Source organism: Ornithinibacillus bavariensis (assembly GCF_050433565.1).
Taxonomy (GTDB): domain Bacteria; phylum Bacillota; class Bacilli; order Bacillales; family Amphibacillaceae; genus Ornithinibacillus; species Ornithinibacillus bavariensis.
In genome coordinates this window covers 55279-74026 of record NZ_JBNPWZ010000013.1, presented here as the reverse complement: position 1 = coordinate 74026, position 18748 = coordinate 55279, and the positions used below count along the sequence as shown (strand labels likewise).

The window sequence follows — 18748 nt, the reverse complement described above, 5'->3', positions numbered from 1 at the left end:
TGAAATAATTGTGAACTAATTATACATACATATCATGTTGTTTATCAAGATATTTAGTAATGAGGAATTATAAGAAACCCGCACTCTAAAGCACGGGCTTCAATCTAATATTACGATGTCTATTAATCCATTTTTGTTAATAGATTAGAATAAGGATAATTGGTTTTTCTCTTCCATTCCTTCTAGACAACCAAGATTATCTAAATATTCAAGAATAGTCTTAGATATTTTACTGCGCTCTCGTAAATCCTCTTTTGATAGGAACTCCCCTTGTTCTCTTGCATTTACAATGTTGATTGCCGCATTAGTACCCAGTCCTTCAACTGCATCAAAAGGAGGGATAAGTGTGTTACCTTCCACTATAAACTCAGAAGCTTGTGACTTATATAAGTCAACCTTCTGGAAGGAAAAACCACGTTCACACATCTCAAGTGCAATTTCTAATACTGTTAGTAAACTTTTTTCTTTTGGAGACGCATCATTACCTTTAGCATTAATATTCTCAATCCGCTTACGAATTGCATCTGAGCCTTTAATCATGGTTTCTAAGTCATAATCACCTGCTCTAACAGTAAAATAAGCAGCATAGAAATATAATGGATAATGTACTTTAAAATAAGCAATACGGACTGCCATTAATACGTAAGCAGCTGCATGGGCTTTAGGGAACATGTATTTAATCTTCTTACAAGATTCAATATACCAATCAGGAACATCATGCTTCCTCATTTCTACTATCCACTCATCCTGCAGTCCCTTACCCTTACGAACAGATTCCATTATTTTAAATGCTAACGATGCCTCAAGTCCTTTATGCATTAAATAAACCATGATGTCGTCACGACAACCAATAACATCCGGTAATTCACAAATACCTTCATTAATGAGCTCTTGCGCATTTCCAAGCCAAACATCAGTACCATGGGATAAGCCAGATATGATAACAAGCTCTGCAAACGTACTTGGTTTTGTATCTTCTAACATTTGACGAACAAACTTAGTACCAAACTCTGGTACACCTAAAGTACCTGTTTTACAATTTATCTGTTCCTCTGTGACACCTAATGATTCGGTAGAAGAGAATATTTTCATTACTTCTTTGTCATCAGTAGGAATAGTTTTCGGATCGATTCCACTTAAATCTTGAAGCATCCGAATGACTGTCGGATCATCGTGTCCAAGTATGTCCAGCTTAAGGAGGTTGTCATGAATAGAATGGAAATCAAAATGGGTAGTACGCCATTCACTTTTCCGATCATCGGCCGGATATTGGATCGGAGTAAAATCAAATATTTCCAAATCTGCAGGTACTACAATAATTCCCCCTGGATGCTGTCCGGTTGTCCGTTTAACCCCTGTACAACCTTTTACTAATCGATCGACTTCTGCATTTTTAAAGACCAGTCCTTTATCAGATGCATAGCCTTTTACATAGCCATATGCCGTTTTTTCAGCAATGGTACCAATTGTTCCTGCTCGGTATACATTATCCTCTCCAAACAATACTTTCGTATAATTATGCGCTTGAGGCTGATATTCACCTGAGAAGTTCAAATCAATATCGGGAACCTTATCCCCTTTGAAGCCAAGGAAAGTTTCAAAAGGAATATCTTGCCCATCCTTATTAAAAGCTGTGCCACATTCTGGACAAATTTTATCCGGTAAATCGAATCCACTAGCATACGATCCATCTGTGATAAATTCACTATGATAGCAATTCGGACAAACGTAATGTGGTGGTAAAGGATTAACCTCTGTTATCTCCGTCATGGTAGCGACAAAGGAAGATCCTACTGAACCCCTGGAACCTACCAAATAACCATCATCTAACGATTTTTTAACTAGTTTATGGGCAATTAAATAAATAACAGCGAATCCATTACTAATAATACTATTTAACTCTTTTTCTAGACGATCCGTTACGATTTTCGGTGCTGGCTCACCATAGATTAATTTAGCTCTTTCATAGCATAACTCCCTAATCTCTTGTTCAGCACCTTCAATGGTTGGTGTATAAAGATCATCTTTAACAGGCGAAATTTCTTCTATTTCATCAGCTAAGGCTTGTGTGTTTGTAACTACAATTTCTTTTGCCTTTTCTTCCCCTAAAAACATAAAACAATCTAGCATTTCATTCGTTGTTCGAAATGGTGTATCTGGTAATGTGACACGGTTTAGAGGATTACCAGATTGAGAAGCAATTAGTATCTGCCGGTACATCTTTTCGTGGTTATCAATATAATGTACATTTCCTGTTGCTATTACTTTCTTGTTCAACTTTTTCCCTAATTCTACTAACTTATTAAGAATATCTAGTAATTGTGCCTCATTTTGGACTAACTCTTTCTCAATTAAATGACTATAATTTCGAGGGGGCTGTACTTCAATATAATCATAGAATTCGGCTACCTTTTCTGCCTCATCAGCTGATTTTTGCATCATGGTTTCGAACACTTCTCCATTATCACATGCAGTCCCAACTAAAATACCATTGCGATGCTTTTGTAAAACAGATCTTGGAATTCGTGGGACTCGGTAAAAATAATCAATATGAGCGTAAGAAACGAGTTTATACAAGTTTTTTAAGCCCTCTTGGGTTTTAGCAATAAGTGTACAATGGAAAGGTCTAGAACGTTGATAAGCATTTCCTTCTCCCATATGATCATTAAGTTGATTATGATTCGTTACATCCTTTTGTAAAACTAGCTGTATTAATTTCCAAAGCAAATATGCCGTTGCTTCCGTATCGTAAATAGCACGGTGGTGTTGAGTTAATTCAATGTCTAAATGCTTACATAATGTATTTAAACGGTGGTTTTTTAAACCTGGAAGTAAAAATCTGGACAATTCTAATGTATCAATGATTGGATTACTTACCTTTTCATAACCTATCTTACTAAATCCTTGGTTAAGAAAACCTATATCGAATGTAGCGTTATGTGCAACAAAAACAGCATCCTGACTCCAAGTGTAGAAATCACGTAGCACATCATCTACTTCAGGTGCATCTTTCACCATATCATCTGTAATTCCAGTCAAATCAATAATTGTCTGTGATAGTGGCTTATGTGGATTAGCGAATGACTCAAATCGATCAATTATTTCACCCTTATGAATCTTTACAGCTGCAAGTTCAATAATCGTATCATAAACAGCCGAAAGCCCAGTCGTTTCAACGTCAAAAACCACATATGTTGCATCCTCTAATCCAATGTCCTTTTCGTTATACGCAATCGGTACACCATCATCAACTAGATTTGCCTCCACACCGTAGATTACCTTTATACCATTTTTCTTACCGGCTCCATGTGCTTCTGGAAACCCCTGAACCCCAGCATGGTCGGTAATCGCTATTGCTTTATGTCCCCATTTAGCAGCCTGCTCAACTAATCTTCCCGGTGAAACCACTGCATCCAATTGACTCATCGTTGTATGTGCATGAAATTCTATTCGTTTTTCACCTTCGGGGGCGTTATCCTGCCTAGTTTCAACCTTTATTTCATGAATATCATTCGCCATCATTGCAAGCTCATTAGAATACATATCTGTCTGAATACTTCCTCTAGCCTTTATCCACATTCCCTTTTTTAATTGTTCAAATTTTAATGCATCCTCATCACCCTTGGAGAACATCTTAATCTGAAGTGAATCCGTATAATCCGTCACCTTCGCAATCAACAGACTTCTACCTGAACGAAGCTTGCGGATTTCGACATCGAATACATACCCTTGAACTGCTTTTCTTTTTTCTTCTTCTTGAATATCTCTCATTTCAGTAATTTCGTCTTGAATTTTATAGCCAATCGCAAATGGTTGGTTCTCCTGAACAGGTTTTTCCTTTTCTCGCTTTTCCTTCTCTTGAATGGATTTTAAGATTATTTGTTGATCCTCTAATGCGGTTTGCTGGCGGAAACGTTGAATTGCTTCTTCTTCTTCCTTCACATCAACTGTCAAAGGATAATAAGCAAGCCCAACCTTTTGACAGAATAATTTAAAGCTCTCGTCTAGTCTCTTTTTTAATGCAGTTGCCTCTGCTTCATTCCTTGCAGTTAACATAATCTTATTACCGTTAACTCTAGGCGTTTGATTTAATACTAAATCACGATATGCAGGTGAAATATCTGGGGTTAATTGTAAATAGAGTTGCCAGTATTCACTTACTATGCTTTCATCCACGGATTTATCACGTGTATGTATCGTTAATTCCACTGTAGCTATTTGCTGAAAAGCTCTCTTAATGCTAGCAGTTAATTCTTGATATATAGCTGTTGGCAATACTTGATTTACCTCTATATAGAAATGCCATAACTTTTGTAATTTAAAGATATCAAGTTTTAACAGAGAACTATCTTGAAAATAGTTCTGGATAACCTGATCTTCTATTTTAATTTGTTGGAGTAACAAACCCATTTTCTCTTTACTAGAAATATCCATTCTCATATCCTCCTGCAGCTTGTACCATTTTCATAACATCAGGAATCATTAAAAGATGGAAACCCTTGTCAAATTGAAGAAGACAAGGGTCCATGTAAATTAATTATTCTATTTCTATAGTAACTGCTTTATAAATGAGATACAACCTTTTTAAACACGTAAAAATTTGTATCGGTACTTTTATAAAAACAATCGTTGTATATCATTCCATGTAACGATAATCATTAGAAGCATTAATAAAGCAAAACCAACAAAATGAAAAATACCTTCTTTTTCGGGTTCAATTGGTTTTCCTCGTAGAACCTCAATACCTACAAATAGTAAACGTCCACCATCAAGTGCAGGTAAAGGAACTAAATTAACCACTCCTAGGTTTATACTTAGAATCGCCGTCCATAATAGGAAGTTAACAAAACCAGTTTGTACCACCTGATCTGTGGCATCGTAAATTCCTACAGGTCCAGAAAGCATATCAATACCTAATTGGCCAGTAACTAGCATCGCGAGATTCCTTAAAATCATTGAGGTGGTTTCATAAGTTTGTATAGCACCATACTTGAACGAGCCTAGAAATGACTTTTCATTTGCTTGATATACCCCTATTTGTCCTATCGCCTTTTCCCCTTCAGGTCCAGTAACAGAATTAGGAACAACAGTTATTGTTATTGTTTCACTATTACGCAATACTTTCAATGTAAGTTCTTCACCAGGATTCTCCCTTACGATAGAAGTAAATTCCTTCCATGTTGACACTGGTTGATCATCGATTTGAATGATTTCATCGTTAGCCAGTAATCCCGCCTTCTCCGCCGGACTGCCTGGTTGAACTTGACCCATTTTAGCTTCATCAACTGGAACACCGTGGGCAACTCCGATAATTATGAAAATAACGATAGCAAGAATGAAGTTCATCATTGGCCCTGCAAACAACTGCATTGCTCTTTTGCCAGCTGATTTAGATGCAAACTGCCGATCATATGGAGCAATTAACATTTCCTTTTCATCCATTACAAAAAGAGCGCGTCGATCAACATCAAAGTGTAATAGATTCTCTTCTTCGTCTATTTCATAGCCTTTAATAATTAATTCATGATCCAAGTCAACTTTTTCCACTTCAATTACACGTGCATTCGGATGCTTCGATTTATTATTAACAATAATCTTATTTACCTTTCCCTCATCATTAAATTCAAGCCCTATATGATGCCCTGGCTTTAAATCTATGATTTCCGGGTCATCTCCAGCAACACGAACATAACCACCTATTGGCAGTAACCGAATCGTGTACAGTGTATCACTTTTTGTAAAAGCGAATATTTTTGGTCCAAACCCTATCGCAAACTCTCGAGCTAACATACCAGCACGCTTTGCAAAAATCAGATGTCCGAGTTCATGAACAAATACCAAAAGTCCAAACATGCAAATAAATGCTATAACGGTTGTCAAACTGTAACACCTTCCTTTTCCTGAAGTGAAAAAAGCTAGCCTTATTAAAAGTCAACTATAACCTATAAAAGCTGTAATATAAACTGAAGAACTGGGAAAACAAATATAGCACTATCAAATCGGTCTAAAATTCCACCATGTCCTGGAAGGATTTTTCCAGAATCTTTTACATTATAATGCCGTTTAAATGCAGATTCTACTAAGTCACCAATTTGTCCAAAAACAGAAACTACTATTGAAATAATAATGACCGTTACAATACTAAATGGAAAAGGGAAAATCAAATGAAAGATAACCCCAACAATACTAGCAAGTATTATACCACCAATAGCACCTTCAATAGTTTTATTTGGACTAATCTCCGGCCATAGTTTATGCTTTCCAATTGCCCTACCGGTAAAATATGCACCTGTATCTGTAGACCAAATTAAGATAAGTGTAAAGAAAATTTGAGCCAGTCCATTTACTGCATTTCTTGTTTCCAGAAAATAAAAAAATCCCATTCCAACATATAAGACAGCTAATAAAATGAAACCAACATCATCAAAGGTAAACTTATTCTTCAGTAATACAGTATAAGCTAATAAAAGTAGGACAAATAAGACAATATTTTCAGCTGTGCTAGTTGCTAAATTAATATTGTGTATCCCATTAGTTGCTGGGTATAAAAGGAGCCAGAGAAAAATTATCGCAAGTAAGCCAGGAAATGAATTCCATTCAACTTTATGCATTTTCAGTAGCTCCGTTAAACCAATTGTCGCTAGTAGGTAAATTGCAACCGCAAACGGCCAACCACCATAGATAACAAATGGTATGAATAATATTAGTGCTACAATTGCTGTTAAAATTCGTTGTTTCATCTACCATTCATCACCTTATATACCTCCAAATCGCCTTGCTCTCTTTTGATATTCTAAGAGCGCCTCCGAAAATACTTGTTCATCGAAATCTGGCCATAATACATCTGTAAACCAAAATTCCGTATAAGCCAATTGCCAGAGTAAAAAATTACTTAGCCGTTTCTCACCACTTGTACGAATTAAGAGATCAGGATCTGATAAGCCTTCCGTATATAAATATTTTGAGATTAAATCCTCATCAATATTATCCATAGAGACTTTATCATCATCCAAATCATTCATTATAAGCTTAATTGCTCTCATTATTTCACTGCGACTACCATAATTTAGTGCAAAGTTCAGTAATAAACCATCGTTATCCTTCGTCTTTTCCTTCGCATATTGAACTGCTTCCTTTGTATAGGGAGGTAGTGAGTCAAAATCACCAATAGTTTCAATTCGTACATTATTTTTCATTAAGTCAGGTAAATAGATGTGTAAAAATTCCTTAGGTAGTCTTAATAGAAATTCTACTTCGGGCTGAGGTCTTTTCCAATTTTCTGTTGAAAAAGCAAATAGCGTCAAGATTTTTACATTATATTTGATCGCCGCCTCGACAATATTTTTGACAACATCCATACCTGCTTTATGACCTGCTACTCGTGGAAGTCCCCTCTTTTTTGCCCAACGACCATTTCCGTCCATAATAATTGCTACATGTTCTGGGACATTTGTTAATTCGTTATCTTGTAAAGGGTTTTCCTGTTTTGATCTAAAAAAAGGAATTTTAATCGACATAATCTGTCCTCCGAACACTGATGTTTATCCATTTAAAAATACGATTATAATTATGCTTAAGAATATACATATATGACACTATACCAATTGTATATTCTATCATAAGTTTGTCGTTCATCACTAGCAAAAACAAACTATTTTCCATTTTATTATAACGGTAAACCGAAAAGAATACAAAAGCCCCCTTGAATAAGAGGGCTTAAACAGTTGAATTAATGAAGATAATTTATACTTCCATTATTTCCTTTTCTTTATCTTTAGCTAATTGGTCGATTTCAGCAATATGCTTATCAGTCTCTTTTTGTACATCGTCTTGAGCAAGTCGTAGCTCATCCTCAGTAAGACCACCGTTTTTTTCTTCTCGTTTTAAGGCATCATTTGTATCACGGCGTACATTTCTCACTTGGACACGATATTCCTCTGCATACTTTCCAACAACCTTTACAAGATCTTTTCTACGTTCCTCTGTTAATGCAGGGATATTAATACGGATAACATTGCCATCATTTGTTGGCGACAGACCTAAATCCGCTTTTTGAATAGCTTTTTCGATATCATTCATTGCTGTTTTATCATAGGGAGTAATGACAAGCAATCTAGCTTCTGGAGCACTTATCGTTGCTAATTGATTTAATGGTGTGTTAGCTCCATAATACTCAACAAATACGCTATCTAATAGACTAGGATTTGCTCTACCAGCACGCACAGTTGCCAAGCTTCGTGAAAATGACTGAACAGCCTGTTTCATTTTATCCCGACATGAGCCTAGAATTTGTTCTGACATAAATTATTTCCCCCTTATCGTGGTTCCGATTGTCTCACCTTGGACAACCCGTTTAATATTTCCTTCTTCTGTAATAGAGAATACTACAAGTGGTATATCATTTTCCATACATAAAGTGGAAGCAGTTGAATCCATTACACCTAAGCCTTCATTTAACATATCCATATACGTAATATTGTCATATTTCTTCGCACTTTTATTAATTTTTGGATCATCAGTGTATACACCATCGACATTATTTTTTGCCATTAAAATTACTTCTGCCTCAATTTCTGCTGCTCTTAATGCAGCGGTTGTATCCGTTGAGAAGTATGGATTTCCAGTTCCTGCAGCAAAAATGACAACGCGTTTTTTCTCTAGATGACGAATGGCTTTTCTTCGAATATAAGGTTCTGCAACTTGACGCATTTCAATGGAGGTTTGCACCCGAGTCGGAATACCAATTGTTTCCAAGGAATCTTGTAATGCCAACGAGTTCATGACTGTTGCTAGCATCCCCATATAGTCAGCTGTTGCCCGGTCCATTCCCATTTCACTACCGACTTTTCCTCTCCAGATATTTCCTCCGCCTACAACGACTGCAACCTCTACACCTAGTTCTACAACTTCTTTAATCTGAGTTGCGATAGATTGAATTATTTTGGGTTCAATGCCATATCCTTGGTCTCCGCTCAAGGCTTCACCGCTTAATTTTAATACAATTCTACTGTAATGAGCTGTTGTCATAGTAACCTCCACAAGAATAGATTTTTATGTTAACTTAATTGGTTGTACTATGTAATGGTGAAATAGGGAACATTAAATGTTCCCTATTGATCAATTAGTTATTCTTTACTTGACTCATTACCTCTTCAGCGAAGTTGTCAGAACGTTTTTCCATTCCTTCTCCAACCTCATAGCGAGCAAAGGATTTAACAGTTGCTCCTTTTGCAGCAACATACTTCTTAACCTTTTGGTCTGGATCTTTTACAAAGCTTTGTTCTAATAAACAAATTTCTTCGAAGAACTTACCTAAACGGCCTTCAACCATTTTCTCTACGATATTTTCTGGTTTACCTTCGTTTAGTGCTTGTTGTTTTAATACTTCACGCTCGTGATTAATAACATCTTCTGATACTTCTTCACGTGACACGTATTTAGGATTAACAGCAGCAATATGCATTGCAATATCTTTAGCTAATGTAGAATCAGTTGTACCCTCTAATAAAGCAAGCACACCAATTCTTCCGCCCATATGAAGGTATTCACCAAACGCATCATTGTCTGTTTTTGTTATAATTTCAAAGCGACGTAAGGAAATCTTTTCTCCAATTTTAGCAACTGCAGCATTAATAAATGTTTCAACAGTATCTCCATCACCATTAATCTTTTGTTGCAAAGCTTCTTCAACTGAAGATGGTTTTTGAGAAAGCAGGTGATTACCTAAAGCCTCAAGTAAATCTTTAAATTGTTCATTTTTCGTTACAAAGTCTGTTTCACAGTTTACCTCTAATAGTACAGCAGTATTGCCATTAGAAGCGATGTATGTAGAACCTTCCGCTGCAATACGGTCTGCTTTTTTAGCTGCTTTAGCAATACCTTTTTCACGTAAGTAATCAATTGCTTTATCCAAGTCACCGTTTGTTTCTGTTAGTGCCTTTTTACAATCCATCATACCAGCACCTGTTTTTTCACGAAGTTCTTTTACCATTTGTGCAGTAATAGCCATTATAAATCCTCCTTATATAGTAACATTATTATCTAGGTTTACGTTTTTTATAGTTGTCTTTAAAAAAGGTGATAAAAGGCATATCCTCTTATCACCTGACCTTTTCAGAAATTAAGCTTCTTCCGTTTCAAGAACTGGCTCTTCAACTACAGCCTCTTCAGCTACTTCTAATTCTTCGCCTTGTTTAACTTCAAGGATAGCATCTGCAATTTTAGCAGTTAGAAGTTTAACAGCACGGATAGCATCATCGTTAGCTGGGATCACATAATCAATTTCATCTGGATCACAGTTAGTGTCAACGATTCCGATAATCGGAATGTTTAATTTGTGTGCTTCTGCAATTGCGATGCGTTCTTTACGTGGGTCAACCACAAATAGAGCATCTGGAAGCTTCTTCATATCTTTAATTCCACCTAGGAATTTAACAAGACGTTCTTTTTCTTTTAATAGTCCTACTACTTCTTTTTTCGGTAAAACATCAAAAGTTCCATCTTCTTCCATTTTTTCAATCTCAACAAGACGGTTAATACGTTTGCGGATTGTTTGGAAGTTTGTTAATGTACCACCTAACCAACGTTGGTTTACATAGTACATTCCAGAGCGGATTGCTTCTTCTTTAACGGAATCCTGCGCTTGTTTTTTTGTACCTACGAAAAGAACTGTACCACCTTCTGCTGCAAGTTCTTTCACATAGTTATAAGCCTCTTCAACCTTCTTTACAGTTTTTTGAAGGTCGATAATATAGATACCGTTACGTTCCGTAAAGATGTATTTTTTCATCTTTGGATTCCAACGGCGAGTTTGGTGTCCAAAATGTACACCAGCTTCAAGTAATTGCTTCATTGAAATTACTGACATAATAAATTTCCTCCTTGGTTTTTTCCTCCGCTTGCATCATTTCTGTATAAAGACCTAACAAGGCACCATCTATACAAATCAACAAACGTGTGTGGTTATAAATAATTAATTTGTATTTACACCAAAAATAAATATAACATACCAGTTTATTGTTATCAAGGATAAATCTTATTTTTCTTCATGAAATTTAATGATTAATTCAACCTCAGTCTTACCACAGGATAGCTCACGTGCAATATCTTCAGGAGAAAGCCCTTCTTTATGAAGTTTTAAGATTTTCGACTGTAGTGATACTTCAACTTGATCTAAGGGTTCATCTTCTATACTAGAAAATGGCAATACTTCTTTTACATCTTCATTCCTAAGCGTTGTTTGCATCACGGTAGTATGTTTCCTAGAGGAATCATTATTATCCCTTTCAGCAAGCCTGTCCTGAAGCATTTTATTTTCCTCTTTTATTTCTTCTAAATAGGATTCCATTAAAGCTACTATTTCTGTAGTGTCATTTTTCTTTTCAACACGTAACTGCTTACTTAAGGCATATATAGCTGTAATAGAAATAATGTGTAATAAAAAGCTAATAATAAGCAAAAATGAAGTCATAAATGTTAACTCCTACTATCAAAGTGATTACCTAAATATGGATGTTGTATATTCTGGTTATTGGTTTTTAATTCTTCTTTGGCCTGATCCTGATTGATTTTCTGATTTGTTTCCGATTTATCATCCTTTAGTAAATGAATGTCTTCAAATTCTTGTACTTTTTTTCTTTTTTGATTTTCTTGAATGACCTGTGTTTGGGCAAGTGCCTCCTGGAAATGCTGATTTTGCTTTAGTATTTGGTCCTGAAATTTTCCCGCATCTGTTGTTCTAGGAAGCGCAACCTGCATTTCAACAGATTTCCAACTCATAACCTTCACTTCCTTTAAGCGAAAGAATCCTCCAGAGAACGCATATATATTTCGTTTCGTACTAGCTCAAATTGAACCTTCTTATATGATGTGTCAATCATTCGCTTATATTTTCCAAATGCTACAACTGTATTAGCAAATATATTACCTATTACGATTAGTTTAGCATACTTCTCATTCGTTTCATGGTTTAAAGATTCCAGCTTTTCCTTAATGGAATCCAGAAGTTCAACGTTTTTATCGTAAGATGCCTTTTGTCTCTGGAGAGCCTGGAATAACTTCGGGTTAGATTCTATATTAGGTACTTGTGATAATTTTTCACCTAAAACCGCTAACTTTTTTAACGTATCCTCGATTTCTTTTTTTTGGCTTTGTAGCTCTTCTGTCTCTTGTAATTCCTTATGATTTTGACCAAGAATTAACTCTGTCCTTGTATTCATATGATTTCCAACATGCTTAATTTGGATAGAGTTACCAGCTGAAGAGTGTCCACCTATCACACTACCTCTTTGACAAATAATCTCATCACCAGCTATACATTCACTATGAAGGATAGAATTTTCTACAAACAATTTATTCGTTGCATAGACATTACCTTGATTAATATAGCCTATTTGTATTGTTTCTCCCGCTTCAATTGTTCCTTTTTGCTGACCTGCTAGTCCTTCAGCCACATAGACAGACCCTTCCGCTTTCACAGTAGCCGCTTCAACCATTCCATAGATTTTAATATCTCCACCTGCTTTTATGGTATAGCCAGAAGGGACATCCCCCTTTATGATAACGGTACCAATAAAATCTATATTCCCTTCCTTCATCGAAAGTGAATCAGACACCTCATAAACCGGATGAACATGTATCGTATTCCCTTGAACATTTGCTTGTCCAACAGATTCTGAATAAAATGTTAAAGATTTTTCCTCAAATCTTACATTTTTACCCGCTTTCATCCGAATAGGCTTACCTGGCTTACTACGTACTAAATTACCATACACATTTGTCCCATCTGTTCCTTCTGTTGGTAAAATAAGTTTAGCAAGCATTTGATTTACTTCTACAGAAGGGATTCGCATTACTTCACGGAAGTCCCATCGATCATCATTTAAGTCCTTTTCAATCATAGGATTAAAATTAATCGTATACTGCACTTTCCCGTCCAAACCAGGTATTGGTTCTATTCCTCGTGCAATGACCATAGGGAAGTCTTCTAAAGGAACCCCCCCAGAGACCACCTTTTCAATACTTCCCTCATCTAAACCAAAGATAATTTTATTATTATGTAGAAATTGCGTGAATTCTTCCTTCGTGACATTAAGCTCTTGATGCATTAAATACTCATCTGTGTAGTGGAGTTCAGCAATCATTTGATCATTGGAAACTTTTAATATAAATAGCTGACTAAGTTCTGCCATTGCTATGCCACTCCTTTATCAAGATACTATAAAGCTTCTTTCAGTGTATTACGCAATTTATAAATAGCTTTTTTATGAATCTGAGATATTCTCGATGTAGTTAAGCCTAAGACTTGACCAATTTCCGTAAATGTTAGACCATCGTTATAAAACAAGCTAATAATCATTTGCTCATTTTCTTTCAAACCTTTAATACTTTTTGCAAGCTCTTTATACTCTTCAACCTTCTCCATATGTGCATCTGGTTGGATACTTGTTGAATCTGGAATCGTATAGCCAATACCCTCTTTATGACTGCTATTTCCGTCTTTCGGTTTTTCCTCTATGGAAAGCATATTCGCAAACAATGCATCACGTACATAAGATTCTACTTCTTCTTGTGAGATATCTAGTACGCTTGCAATTTCTTCCAGACTAGGTTCACGTTGATACTTCTGCTCAAGCATTTGTGTAACCTGTTCAATTTTTTTGGTCTTTTCACGGATTGACCTTGGTAACCAATCCTCTTTCCTCAGTCCATCAATAATTGCTCCACGTATACGGAAAGAAGCGTACGTATCAAATTTAAGATCCCTCTCAAGATCAAACTTCTTCAATGCGTCGAATAGTCCTAATAGCCCTAGACTACGTAGGTCATCTTTCATAACAGTACTAGGTAAGTGACTTATCGTTCTTTCAACATGATAAGAAACTAAGTACATATAATTTTGAATTAATTCATTTGCTGCTTCTTCATCTTGATGCTTTTTCCAACGTTCCCATAATTCTTGTTCCAGAGGAGAGATTTTTGTACCCAAACGACATGCTCCTCCCTATCCATATTTTTGTAGGCATTATATGATTTCTTCACCTTTTGTAATGGTTTTTATTCGAAGATTTGCAGTTGCTGGATCGAATTCAATTGTTCTTCCGAAATTCCCTCCAACATCTGATGCAATAACGGGTATATGATGTTCTGCTAATTTTTGTAAAACAGCTTCAATATTCCTTTGCCCAATGCGCATCATATCGTTATTCGAAGAGAATTGAAACATTTGTGCTCCTCCAGCTAGTTTAGCTTGTAGACTGGACTTACGTAATCCTTTTCGGCAAAGCTGGTCTACTAAAATATCAATTGCTGTATCTGCGTATTTATATAAATTTAAGTTAGTTTGTTTCGCTAATTTAGAATTCGGTAGCATGATATGGGCCATGCCTGCTATCTGTTTTGGTTGGTTATATAATACGACCCCAACACATGAGCCAAGTCCAGTTGTTCGTATACAGTCTGGCGCTGAAACAATATTTAAATCTGCTATACCGACTTTTACAATTGTATGCTCGTTATTTATCATCCTGAATACCTAAAGCCTGAAATATTTTAGTGAATGATTCAGGCGAAGGTAGTAACAGAAATTGACCATTAACACCATTATGTTCTCCCTGGACATCATTCATTTTAGTATTAATAATAATTGCATAATCGGTAAATTCAGATATTGGAAGTAATCCAACTGTTAAAATAGCTCCTGCCATATCAATGCTTAAATGTGGAATGGATGGCTGCATATTGATATTAGTAAAATCAGATAGTGCAGATAAATAAGATCCTGCTAGAATATTCCCTGCTTCTTGAAGTGCAGAAAAGGCAATACTGTTTGGTTCTTCACCGTTATATAAGGTCATGCTATTGTCATTAGTCATCTGCTTCACTAATAGTTCCGCTTCCTCCAAAGAAAATAATAGATATACTATTCCAGGTGCTTTCCCATGAATTTCAAACAGAATTCCGACAACCAAGTTCTCAGCTCCGCCTACCATCTCCATTACTTCATCAAAAGCAACAATATTGATATTGGGAACCTCCATATCAACCTTTTTTTGAATAAGTTTGGACATGGAAGTAGCTGCATTGCCAGCCCCAATATTCCCAATTTCTCTTAACGCATCCAATTGAATTAATGAGAGCTGTTCATATTTCATGCTATTGACCTTCAACCATTTTCAACTCGCCGATTTCTTCATTTGTTAATACCTTTTTCAGGTCTAAAAGAATTAGTAAACGGTTATCTAGTTTTGCTACTCCATCAATGTAGTCTGCATTAACCGCACCGATTACTTCTGGAGCTGGTTCGATAACAGTAGAAGGGATATCCATAACATCATTAGCTGCATCCACAATTAGCCCTACTTCCATCTCTTCCAAATTAACAATAATAATACGTGTCGATTCATTATAAGGAGATTCCTCTATACCAAGACGTGTACGTAAATCAATGATTGGGGTAACGACTCCACGTAAGTTTATTACTCCTTTAACAAAGTCAGCAGTATTCGGTACTCGAGTGATAGTTACCATTCGTTCAATCCCGCCTACCTGCTGTACCGATACAGCAAATTCCTCATCCTTTAATTGAAAAACTATAACCTTATTCTCAGTTACTAACTCGTTACTCATTATACTTTCCTCCAGTTCTTCACCTATTTTATAATGGCATTGCTATCGACTATAAGTGCGACTTGTCCATCTCCAAGAATGGTAGCACCTGAAATTGCAAATGTATTACTTAAATAAGAACCAAGTGATTTTAACACTACCTCTTGTTGTCCGATGAAGGAATCAACAACCAATGCTGCCAATTTATCGCCTTTTTTAACAATTACTATGGAAGTGTATGATTCATCCTCATTAGTATTCGGACAGTTAAAGATTTCCTTTAGGTCAATTAAAGGAACTACCTTGCCTCGGAAGTCAATCACTCTCTTATGGTGTGCCGACAAAATTTGATCTTTGGAGATAATTGCTGTTTCAATGATTGATGACAATGGAATCGCATATTTTTCTTGATTTAGTTCTACGAGTAAAACGGAAATAATCGTTAAGGTGAGTGGTAACTGAATAGAGAAAACTGATCCGTTACCCAAGCTAGAATTAATGGAAATATTTCCACCAAGTGATTCTATTGTATTTTTAACTACATCAAGCCCTACTCCACGTCCAGATATATCTGAAATTTTATCTGCTGTGGAGAAACCACTCTCTAATATTAATTCGTAAATCTTCTGCTCTGGTAATGTTTCTGCTTCTCTTTCTGTTAATAACCCATTTCCGATTGCCTTTTTAAGTACTTTGTCCTTATTAATTCCTGCCCCATCGTCAGTAATCTCAATAAAAACATGGTTTCCACTATGATAAGCCTTTAAAGTAATGGTTCCCTTTTCTGGTTTCCCATTCTTTATTCTTTCTTCCTTTGTTTCAATACCATGATCGACCGCATTACGAAGTAAATGGACAATTGGATCACCAATTTCATCTATGACGGTTCTATCCAGTTCTGTATCAGCACCGATAATTTCTAAATCTATATTTTTATGTAAATCTCTCGCAAGCTTTCTAACCATTCTCGGGAATCTACTAAACACATGGTCAATTGGAACCATTCGCATGGTCAAAATAATATTTTGTAGATCACTAGAAACCCTAGCCATTCTCTCCACAGTTTCCTGAAGGTCATTATTCCTTAAATCTGAAGAGATTTGTTCAAGACGTCCTCTATCAATAATAAGCTCCTCGAATAAATTCATTAGGATGTCTAGTTTTTCAATATTCACTCGAATTGTCTTTTGGTGTGCTCCTTTTATTGAATCATGATCTACTGTATTAGATTTTGACTTGTTTTCTTCTGTATTAGTTTCTACTATTTCTAGTATTCCACTAGCTACTTCTTGTTGTGCCATAGATTCACGATATTGGTTTACCGAAAAAGCATTCACAACGACAGAATCGATTTCAGATACCTTCTTAATTTTTTCTTCAATTTCGGTTTCCTCATTTTTACTAACAAGTATTATAGAAAATGTTGATTCAAAGTTTTCCTCTTCCAGATCATTTACGGAAGGCACAGATTTAATTACTTCACCTAATTGTTCAAGAACCTCAAATACCATAAATACGCGAGCACCTTTTAAAAGACAGTCCTCCCTTAATTGGACGGTTACCTCATAATTATGAAAACCTCGTTCATGGGACTCATTTAAGATCGATAGCTCAAACTCATCTAGTTGTGTGAAAACGTTCGATATGGTTTCCTTCTGAACATTGTCATTTGTTAATCCATCGCTTTGAACTGGCATAGTCCCTTTTTCAATTGCTTCTAACTGTTTGGCAATTTCGGTGATATTCAATGAACCTTTACCCCCGCTGGCAATATCCTCTACCATAGCATTGAGACTATCAACTGTATCTACCAATAAGTCAATCATACTTGATTGTACTTGTACCTTGTCATAGCGAATGGCATCAAAAACATTTTCAAGTGTGTGGGTTAAGGTTGCTAAATCAGAAAATCCCATCGTAGCTGACATACCCTTTAACGTATGTGCTGCTCTAAAAATTTCTTCTATAATAGCCTTCTCACCAGGATTTTTCTCCAGCTCTAGTAATTTCTGATAGAGAACCTCAATATGCTCATTACTCTCATCAATAAAAACGTCTAAATACTGTGAAGTATCCATTCTACATCCCTCCGGATTTGTCGGTTAGTGCATGTATCATATTACCCATTTGGTGTAAATGTACGATATGGTTTACAGCATTTGTTTTAACTGCTGCTTTTGGCATCCCATAAATTATGGCTGAATCCTCAGACTCAGCTAAAACAACAATTTCTGGATCTTTTTGTTTTAATGAAATAATGCCTCGTGAACCGTCACTACCCATTCCCGTAAGTATTACGACAATTTTATTGACTTTTTCTATCTCAGCTGCTGATTCCAAGAGGACGTCAACAGACGGTCTATGGCCGAATCTTTCTTCTTCCTGAGTTAGTTCGATTGCAGTGGCAGTACCAACCTTTCTAAGCTTCATATGAAAGCCACCAGGTGCTATATATACTGTTCGATCCGCTACAATTTCACCATGTGATGCTTCCTTTATATGTAAATGTGAAAGGTTATTCAATCTTTCTGCAAGAGATTTAGTAAATCCAGCAGGCATATGCTGTACAATTAATACCGGTGCGGTAAAATCTTCAGGAAGATCTAGTATGACACGCTGTAATGCTCTTGGTCCCCCGGTAGAAGAGCCCACTAATACCATTGACCTCGAATAGCGCTGCTTATTACTTTTAGCTACTGGATCTGGTGATTCGATCTGTGCTTGATTTCTAGTAACATCGACATTTGCTGCTGCAACCACCTTTTTGACAATCTCTTGCTTAATGGTTGCAATATCAAGCGATATTGATCCAGACGGCTTTTGAATAAAGTCGACTGCTCCAGTTGTTATAGCTTGGAGTGTATTTTTAGTGCCTTCCTTTGTTAAACTCGAAAGCATGACTACAGGAATTGGATGTTCCTTCATTATGAATGACAAAGCTGTTAGCCCATCCATAATTGGCATTTCTACATCGAGGGTTACAACATCAGGTGCAAGCAATTTTATTTTTTTAATTCCTTCTTCCCCATTCCTAGCTGTTGCAATTACTTGTATCCGTTTGTCACTATCTAATATATCTGTAATCATCTTGCGCATAAAAGCAGAGTCGTCTATGACAATTACTCGAATGGGAGTCATGTTT

At 36.1% G+C, this 18748-nt stretch carries 17 protein-coding genes; all 17 read right to left on the bottom strand.

All coding sequences use genetic code 11. From position 1 onward, the window contains the following. Positions 1 to 144: 144 nt before the first annotated feature. Entirely contained in the window at positions 145 to 4434 is a 4290-nt protein-coding gene (locus HNR27_RS16430) for a PolC-type DNA polymerase III (RefSeq protein ID WP_429340533.1), read from the bottom strand. A gap of 180 nt (positions 4435 to 4614) precedes the next feature. Further along, positions 4615 to 5880, bottom strand: coding sequence for an RIP metalloprotease RseP (gene rseP / locus HNR27_RS16425; protein ID WP_212919672.1), 1266 nt, complete (start codon positions 5878 to 5880; stop codon positions 4615 to 4617). Between the two features lie 62 nt (positions 5881 to 5942). Then, the gene (locus HNR27_RS16420; RefSeq protein ID WP_212919671.1) at positions 5943 to 6740 is read right to left on the bottom strand and encodes a phosphatidate cytidylyltransferase; all 798 of its coding nucleotides are present in this window, start codon (positions 6738 to 6740) and stop codon (positions 5943 to 5945) included. Positions 6741 to 6755: 15 nt separating this feature from the next. Beyond that, a complete protein-coding gene (uppS, locus tag HNR27_RS16415; RefSeq protein WP_212919670.1) occupies positions 6756 to 7517 on the bottom strand; it encodes an undecaprenyl pyrophosphate synthase in 762 nt (253 codons plus the stop codon). A gap of 226 nt (positions 7518 to 7743) precedes the next feature. Next, a complete protein-coding gene (frr, locus tag HNR27_RS16410) occupies positions 7744 to 8301 on the bottom strand; it encodes a ribosome recycling factor (RefSeq protein WP_212919669.1) in 558 nt (185 codons plus the stop codon). A gap of 3 nt (positions 8302 to 8304) precedes the next feature. Continuing rightward, a complete protein-coding gene (pyrH, locus tag HNR27_RS16405; protein WP_212919668.1) occupies positions 8305 to 9027 on the bottom strand; it encodes a UMP kinase in 723 nt (240 codons plus the stop codon). A gap of 94 nt (positions 9028 to 9121) precedes the next feature. Then, complete coding sequence (tsf, locus tag HNR27_RS16400; protein WP_212919667.1) at positions 9122 to 10009, bottom strand: translation elongation factor Ts; 888 nt, start codon at positions 10007 to 10009, stop codon at positions 9122 to 9124. 111 nt (positions 10010 to 10120) lie between these two features. Then, on the bottom strand, positions 10121 to 10867 hold the full coding sequence (gene rpsB / locus HNR27_RS16395; RefSeq protein ID WP_429340532.1) for a 30S ribosomal protein S2: 747 nt from the start codon (positions 10865 to 10867) through the stop codon (positions 10121 to 10123). Between the two features lie 168 nt (positions 10868 to 11035). Further along, positions 11036 to 11470, bottom strand: coding sequence for a DUF6115 domain-containing protein (locus tag HNR27_RS16390; RefSeq protein WP_212919665.1), 435 nt, complete (start codon positions 11468 to 11470; stop codon positions 11036 to 11038). Between the two features lie 5 nt (positions 11471 to 11475). Then, positions 11476 to 11778 carry a hypothetical protein gene (locus HNR27_RS16385; RefSeq protein WP_212919664.1) on the bottom strand — a complete coding sequence of 101 codons (303 nt, stop codon included), beginning with the start codon at positions 11776 to 11778 and terminating at the stop codon, positions 11476 to 11478. Positions 11779 to 11792: 14 nt separating this feature from the next. Further along, positions 11793 to 13190 (bottom strand): flagellar assembly protein A, encoded by a 1398-nt coding sequence (locus HNR27_RS16380; protein WP_429340531.1) that lies wholly within the window; start codon positions 13188 to 13190, stop codon positions 11793 to 11795. A 26-nt stretch (positions 13191 to 13216) separates the two neighbouring features. Then, positions 13217 to 13987, bottom strand: a complete 771-nt coding sequence (locus HNR27_RS16375) for a FliA/WhiG family RNA polymerase sigma factor (RefSeq protein ID WP_212919662.1) — start codon at positions 13985 to 13987, stop codon at positions 13217 to 13219. Positions 13988 to 14023: 36 nt separating this feature from the next. Beyond that, positions 14024 to 14524: a chemotaxis protein CheD gene (locus HNR27_RS16370; RefSeq protein ID WP_212919661.1), complete on the bottom strand. Its 501-nt coding sequence runs from the start codon at positions 14522 to 14524 to the stop codon at positions 14024 to 14026. Next, on the bottom strand, positions 14514 to 15152 hold the full coding sequence (locus HNR27_RS16365; RefSeq protein ID WP_212919660.1) for a chemotaxis protein CheC: 639 nt from the start codon (positions 15150 to 15152) through the stop codon (positions 14514 to 14516). Before HNR27_RS16365 ends, HNR27_RS16370 begins: the two co-directional genes overlap by 11 nt. Before the next feature lies 1 nt (position 15153). After that, positions 15154 to 15627 carry a chemotaxis protein CheW gene (locus tag HNR27_RS16360; RefSeq protein WP_212919659.1) on the bottom strand — a complete coding sequence of 158 codons (474 nt, stop codon included), beginning with the start codon at positions 15625 to 15627 and terminating at the stop codon, positions 15154 to 15156. Between the two features lie 23 nt (positions 15628 to 15650). Continuing rightward, positions 15651 to 17684, bottom strand: coding sequence for a chemotaxis protein CheA (locus tag HNR27_RS16355; protein WP_212919658.1), 2034 nt, complete (start codon positions 17682 to 17684; stop codon positions 15651 to 15653). A 1-nt stretch (position 17685) separates the two neighbouring features. After that, positions 17686 to 18744 (bottom strand): protein-glutamate methylesterase/protein-glutamine glutaminase, encoded by a 1059-nt coding sequence (locus HNR27_RS16350; RefSeq protein ID WP_212919657.1) that lies wholly within the window; start codon positions 18742 to 18744, stop codon positions 17686 to 17688. Between the last annotated feature and the right edge of the window lie 4 nt (positions 18745 to 18748).

Excerpts from the sequence above, each read along its gene's own strand:
- HNR27_RS16370 (WP_212919661.1), bottom strand. The coding sequence starts at position 14,524 with ATGATAAATAACGAGCATACAATTGTAAAAGTCGGTATAGCAGATTTA.
- tsf (WP_212919667.1), bottom strand. The coding sequence starts at position 10,009 with ATGGCTATTACTGCACAAATGGTAAAAGAACTTCGTGAAAAAACAGGT.
- HNR27_RS16380 (WP_429340531.1), bottom strand. The coding sequence starts at position 13,190 with ATGGCAGAACTTAGTCAGCTATTTATATTAAAAGTTTCCAATGATCAA.
- HNR27_RS16360 (WP_212919659.1), bottom strand. The coding sequence starts at position 15,627 with ATGAGTAACGAGTTAGTAACTGAGAATAAGGTTATAGTTTTTCAATTA.
- HNR27_RS16385 (WP_212919664.1), bottom strand. The coding sequence starts at position 11,778 with ATGAGTTGGAAATCTGTTGAAATGCAGGTTGCGCTTCCTAGAACAACA.
- uppS (WP_212919670.1), bottom strand. The coding sequence starts at position 7,517 with ATGTCGATTAAAATTCCTTTTTTTAGATCAAAACAGGAAAACCCTTTA.
- HNR27_RS16430 (WP_429340533.1), bottom strand. The coding sequence starts at position 4,434 with ATGGATATTTCTAGTAAAGAGAAAATGGGTTTGTTACTCCAACAAATT.
- HNR27_RS16390 (WP_212919665.1), bottom strand. The coding sequence starts at position 11,470 with ATGACTTCATTTTTGCTTATTATTAGCTTTTTATTACACATTATTTCT.
- HNR27_RS16355 (WP_212919658.1), bottom strand. The coding sequence starts at position 17,684 with ATGGATACTTCACAGTATTTAGACGTTTTTATTGATGAGAGTAATGAG.
- HNR27_RS16365 (WP_212919660.1), bottom strand. The coding sequence starts at position 15,152 with ATGAAATATGAACAGCTCTCATTAATTCAATTGGATGCGTTAAGAGAA.
- pyrH (WP_212919668.1), bottom strand. The coding sequence starts at position 9,027 with ATGACAACAGCTCATTACAGTAGAATTGTATTAAAATTAAGCGGTGAA.
- HNR27_RS16350 (WP_212919657.1), bottom strand. The coding sequence starts at position 18,744 with ATGACTCCCATTCGAGTAATTGTCATAGACGACTCTGCTTTTATGCGC.
- rpsB (WP_429340532.1), bottom strand. The coding sequence starts at position 10,867 with ATGTCAGTAATTTCAATGAAGCAATTACTTGAAGCTGGTGTACATTTT.
- frr (WP_212919669.1), bottom strand. The coding sequence starts at position 8,301 with ATGTCAGAACAAATTCTAGGCTCATGTCGGGATAAAATGAAACAGGCT.
- HNR27_RS16420 (WP_212919671.1), bottom strand. The coding sequence starts at position 6,740 with ATGAAACAACGAATTTTAACAGCAATTGTAGCACTAATATTATTCATA.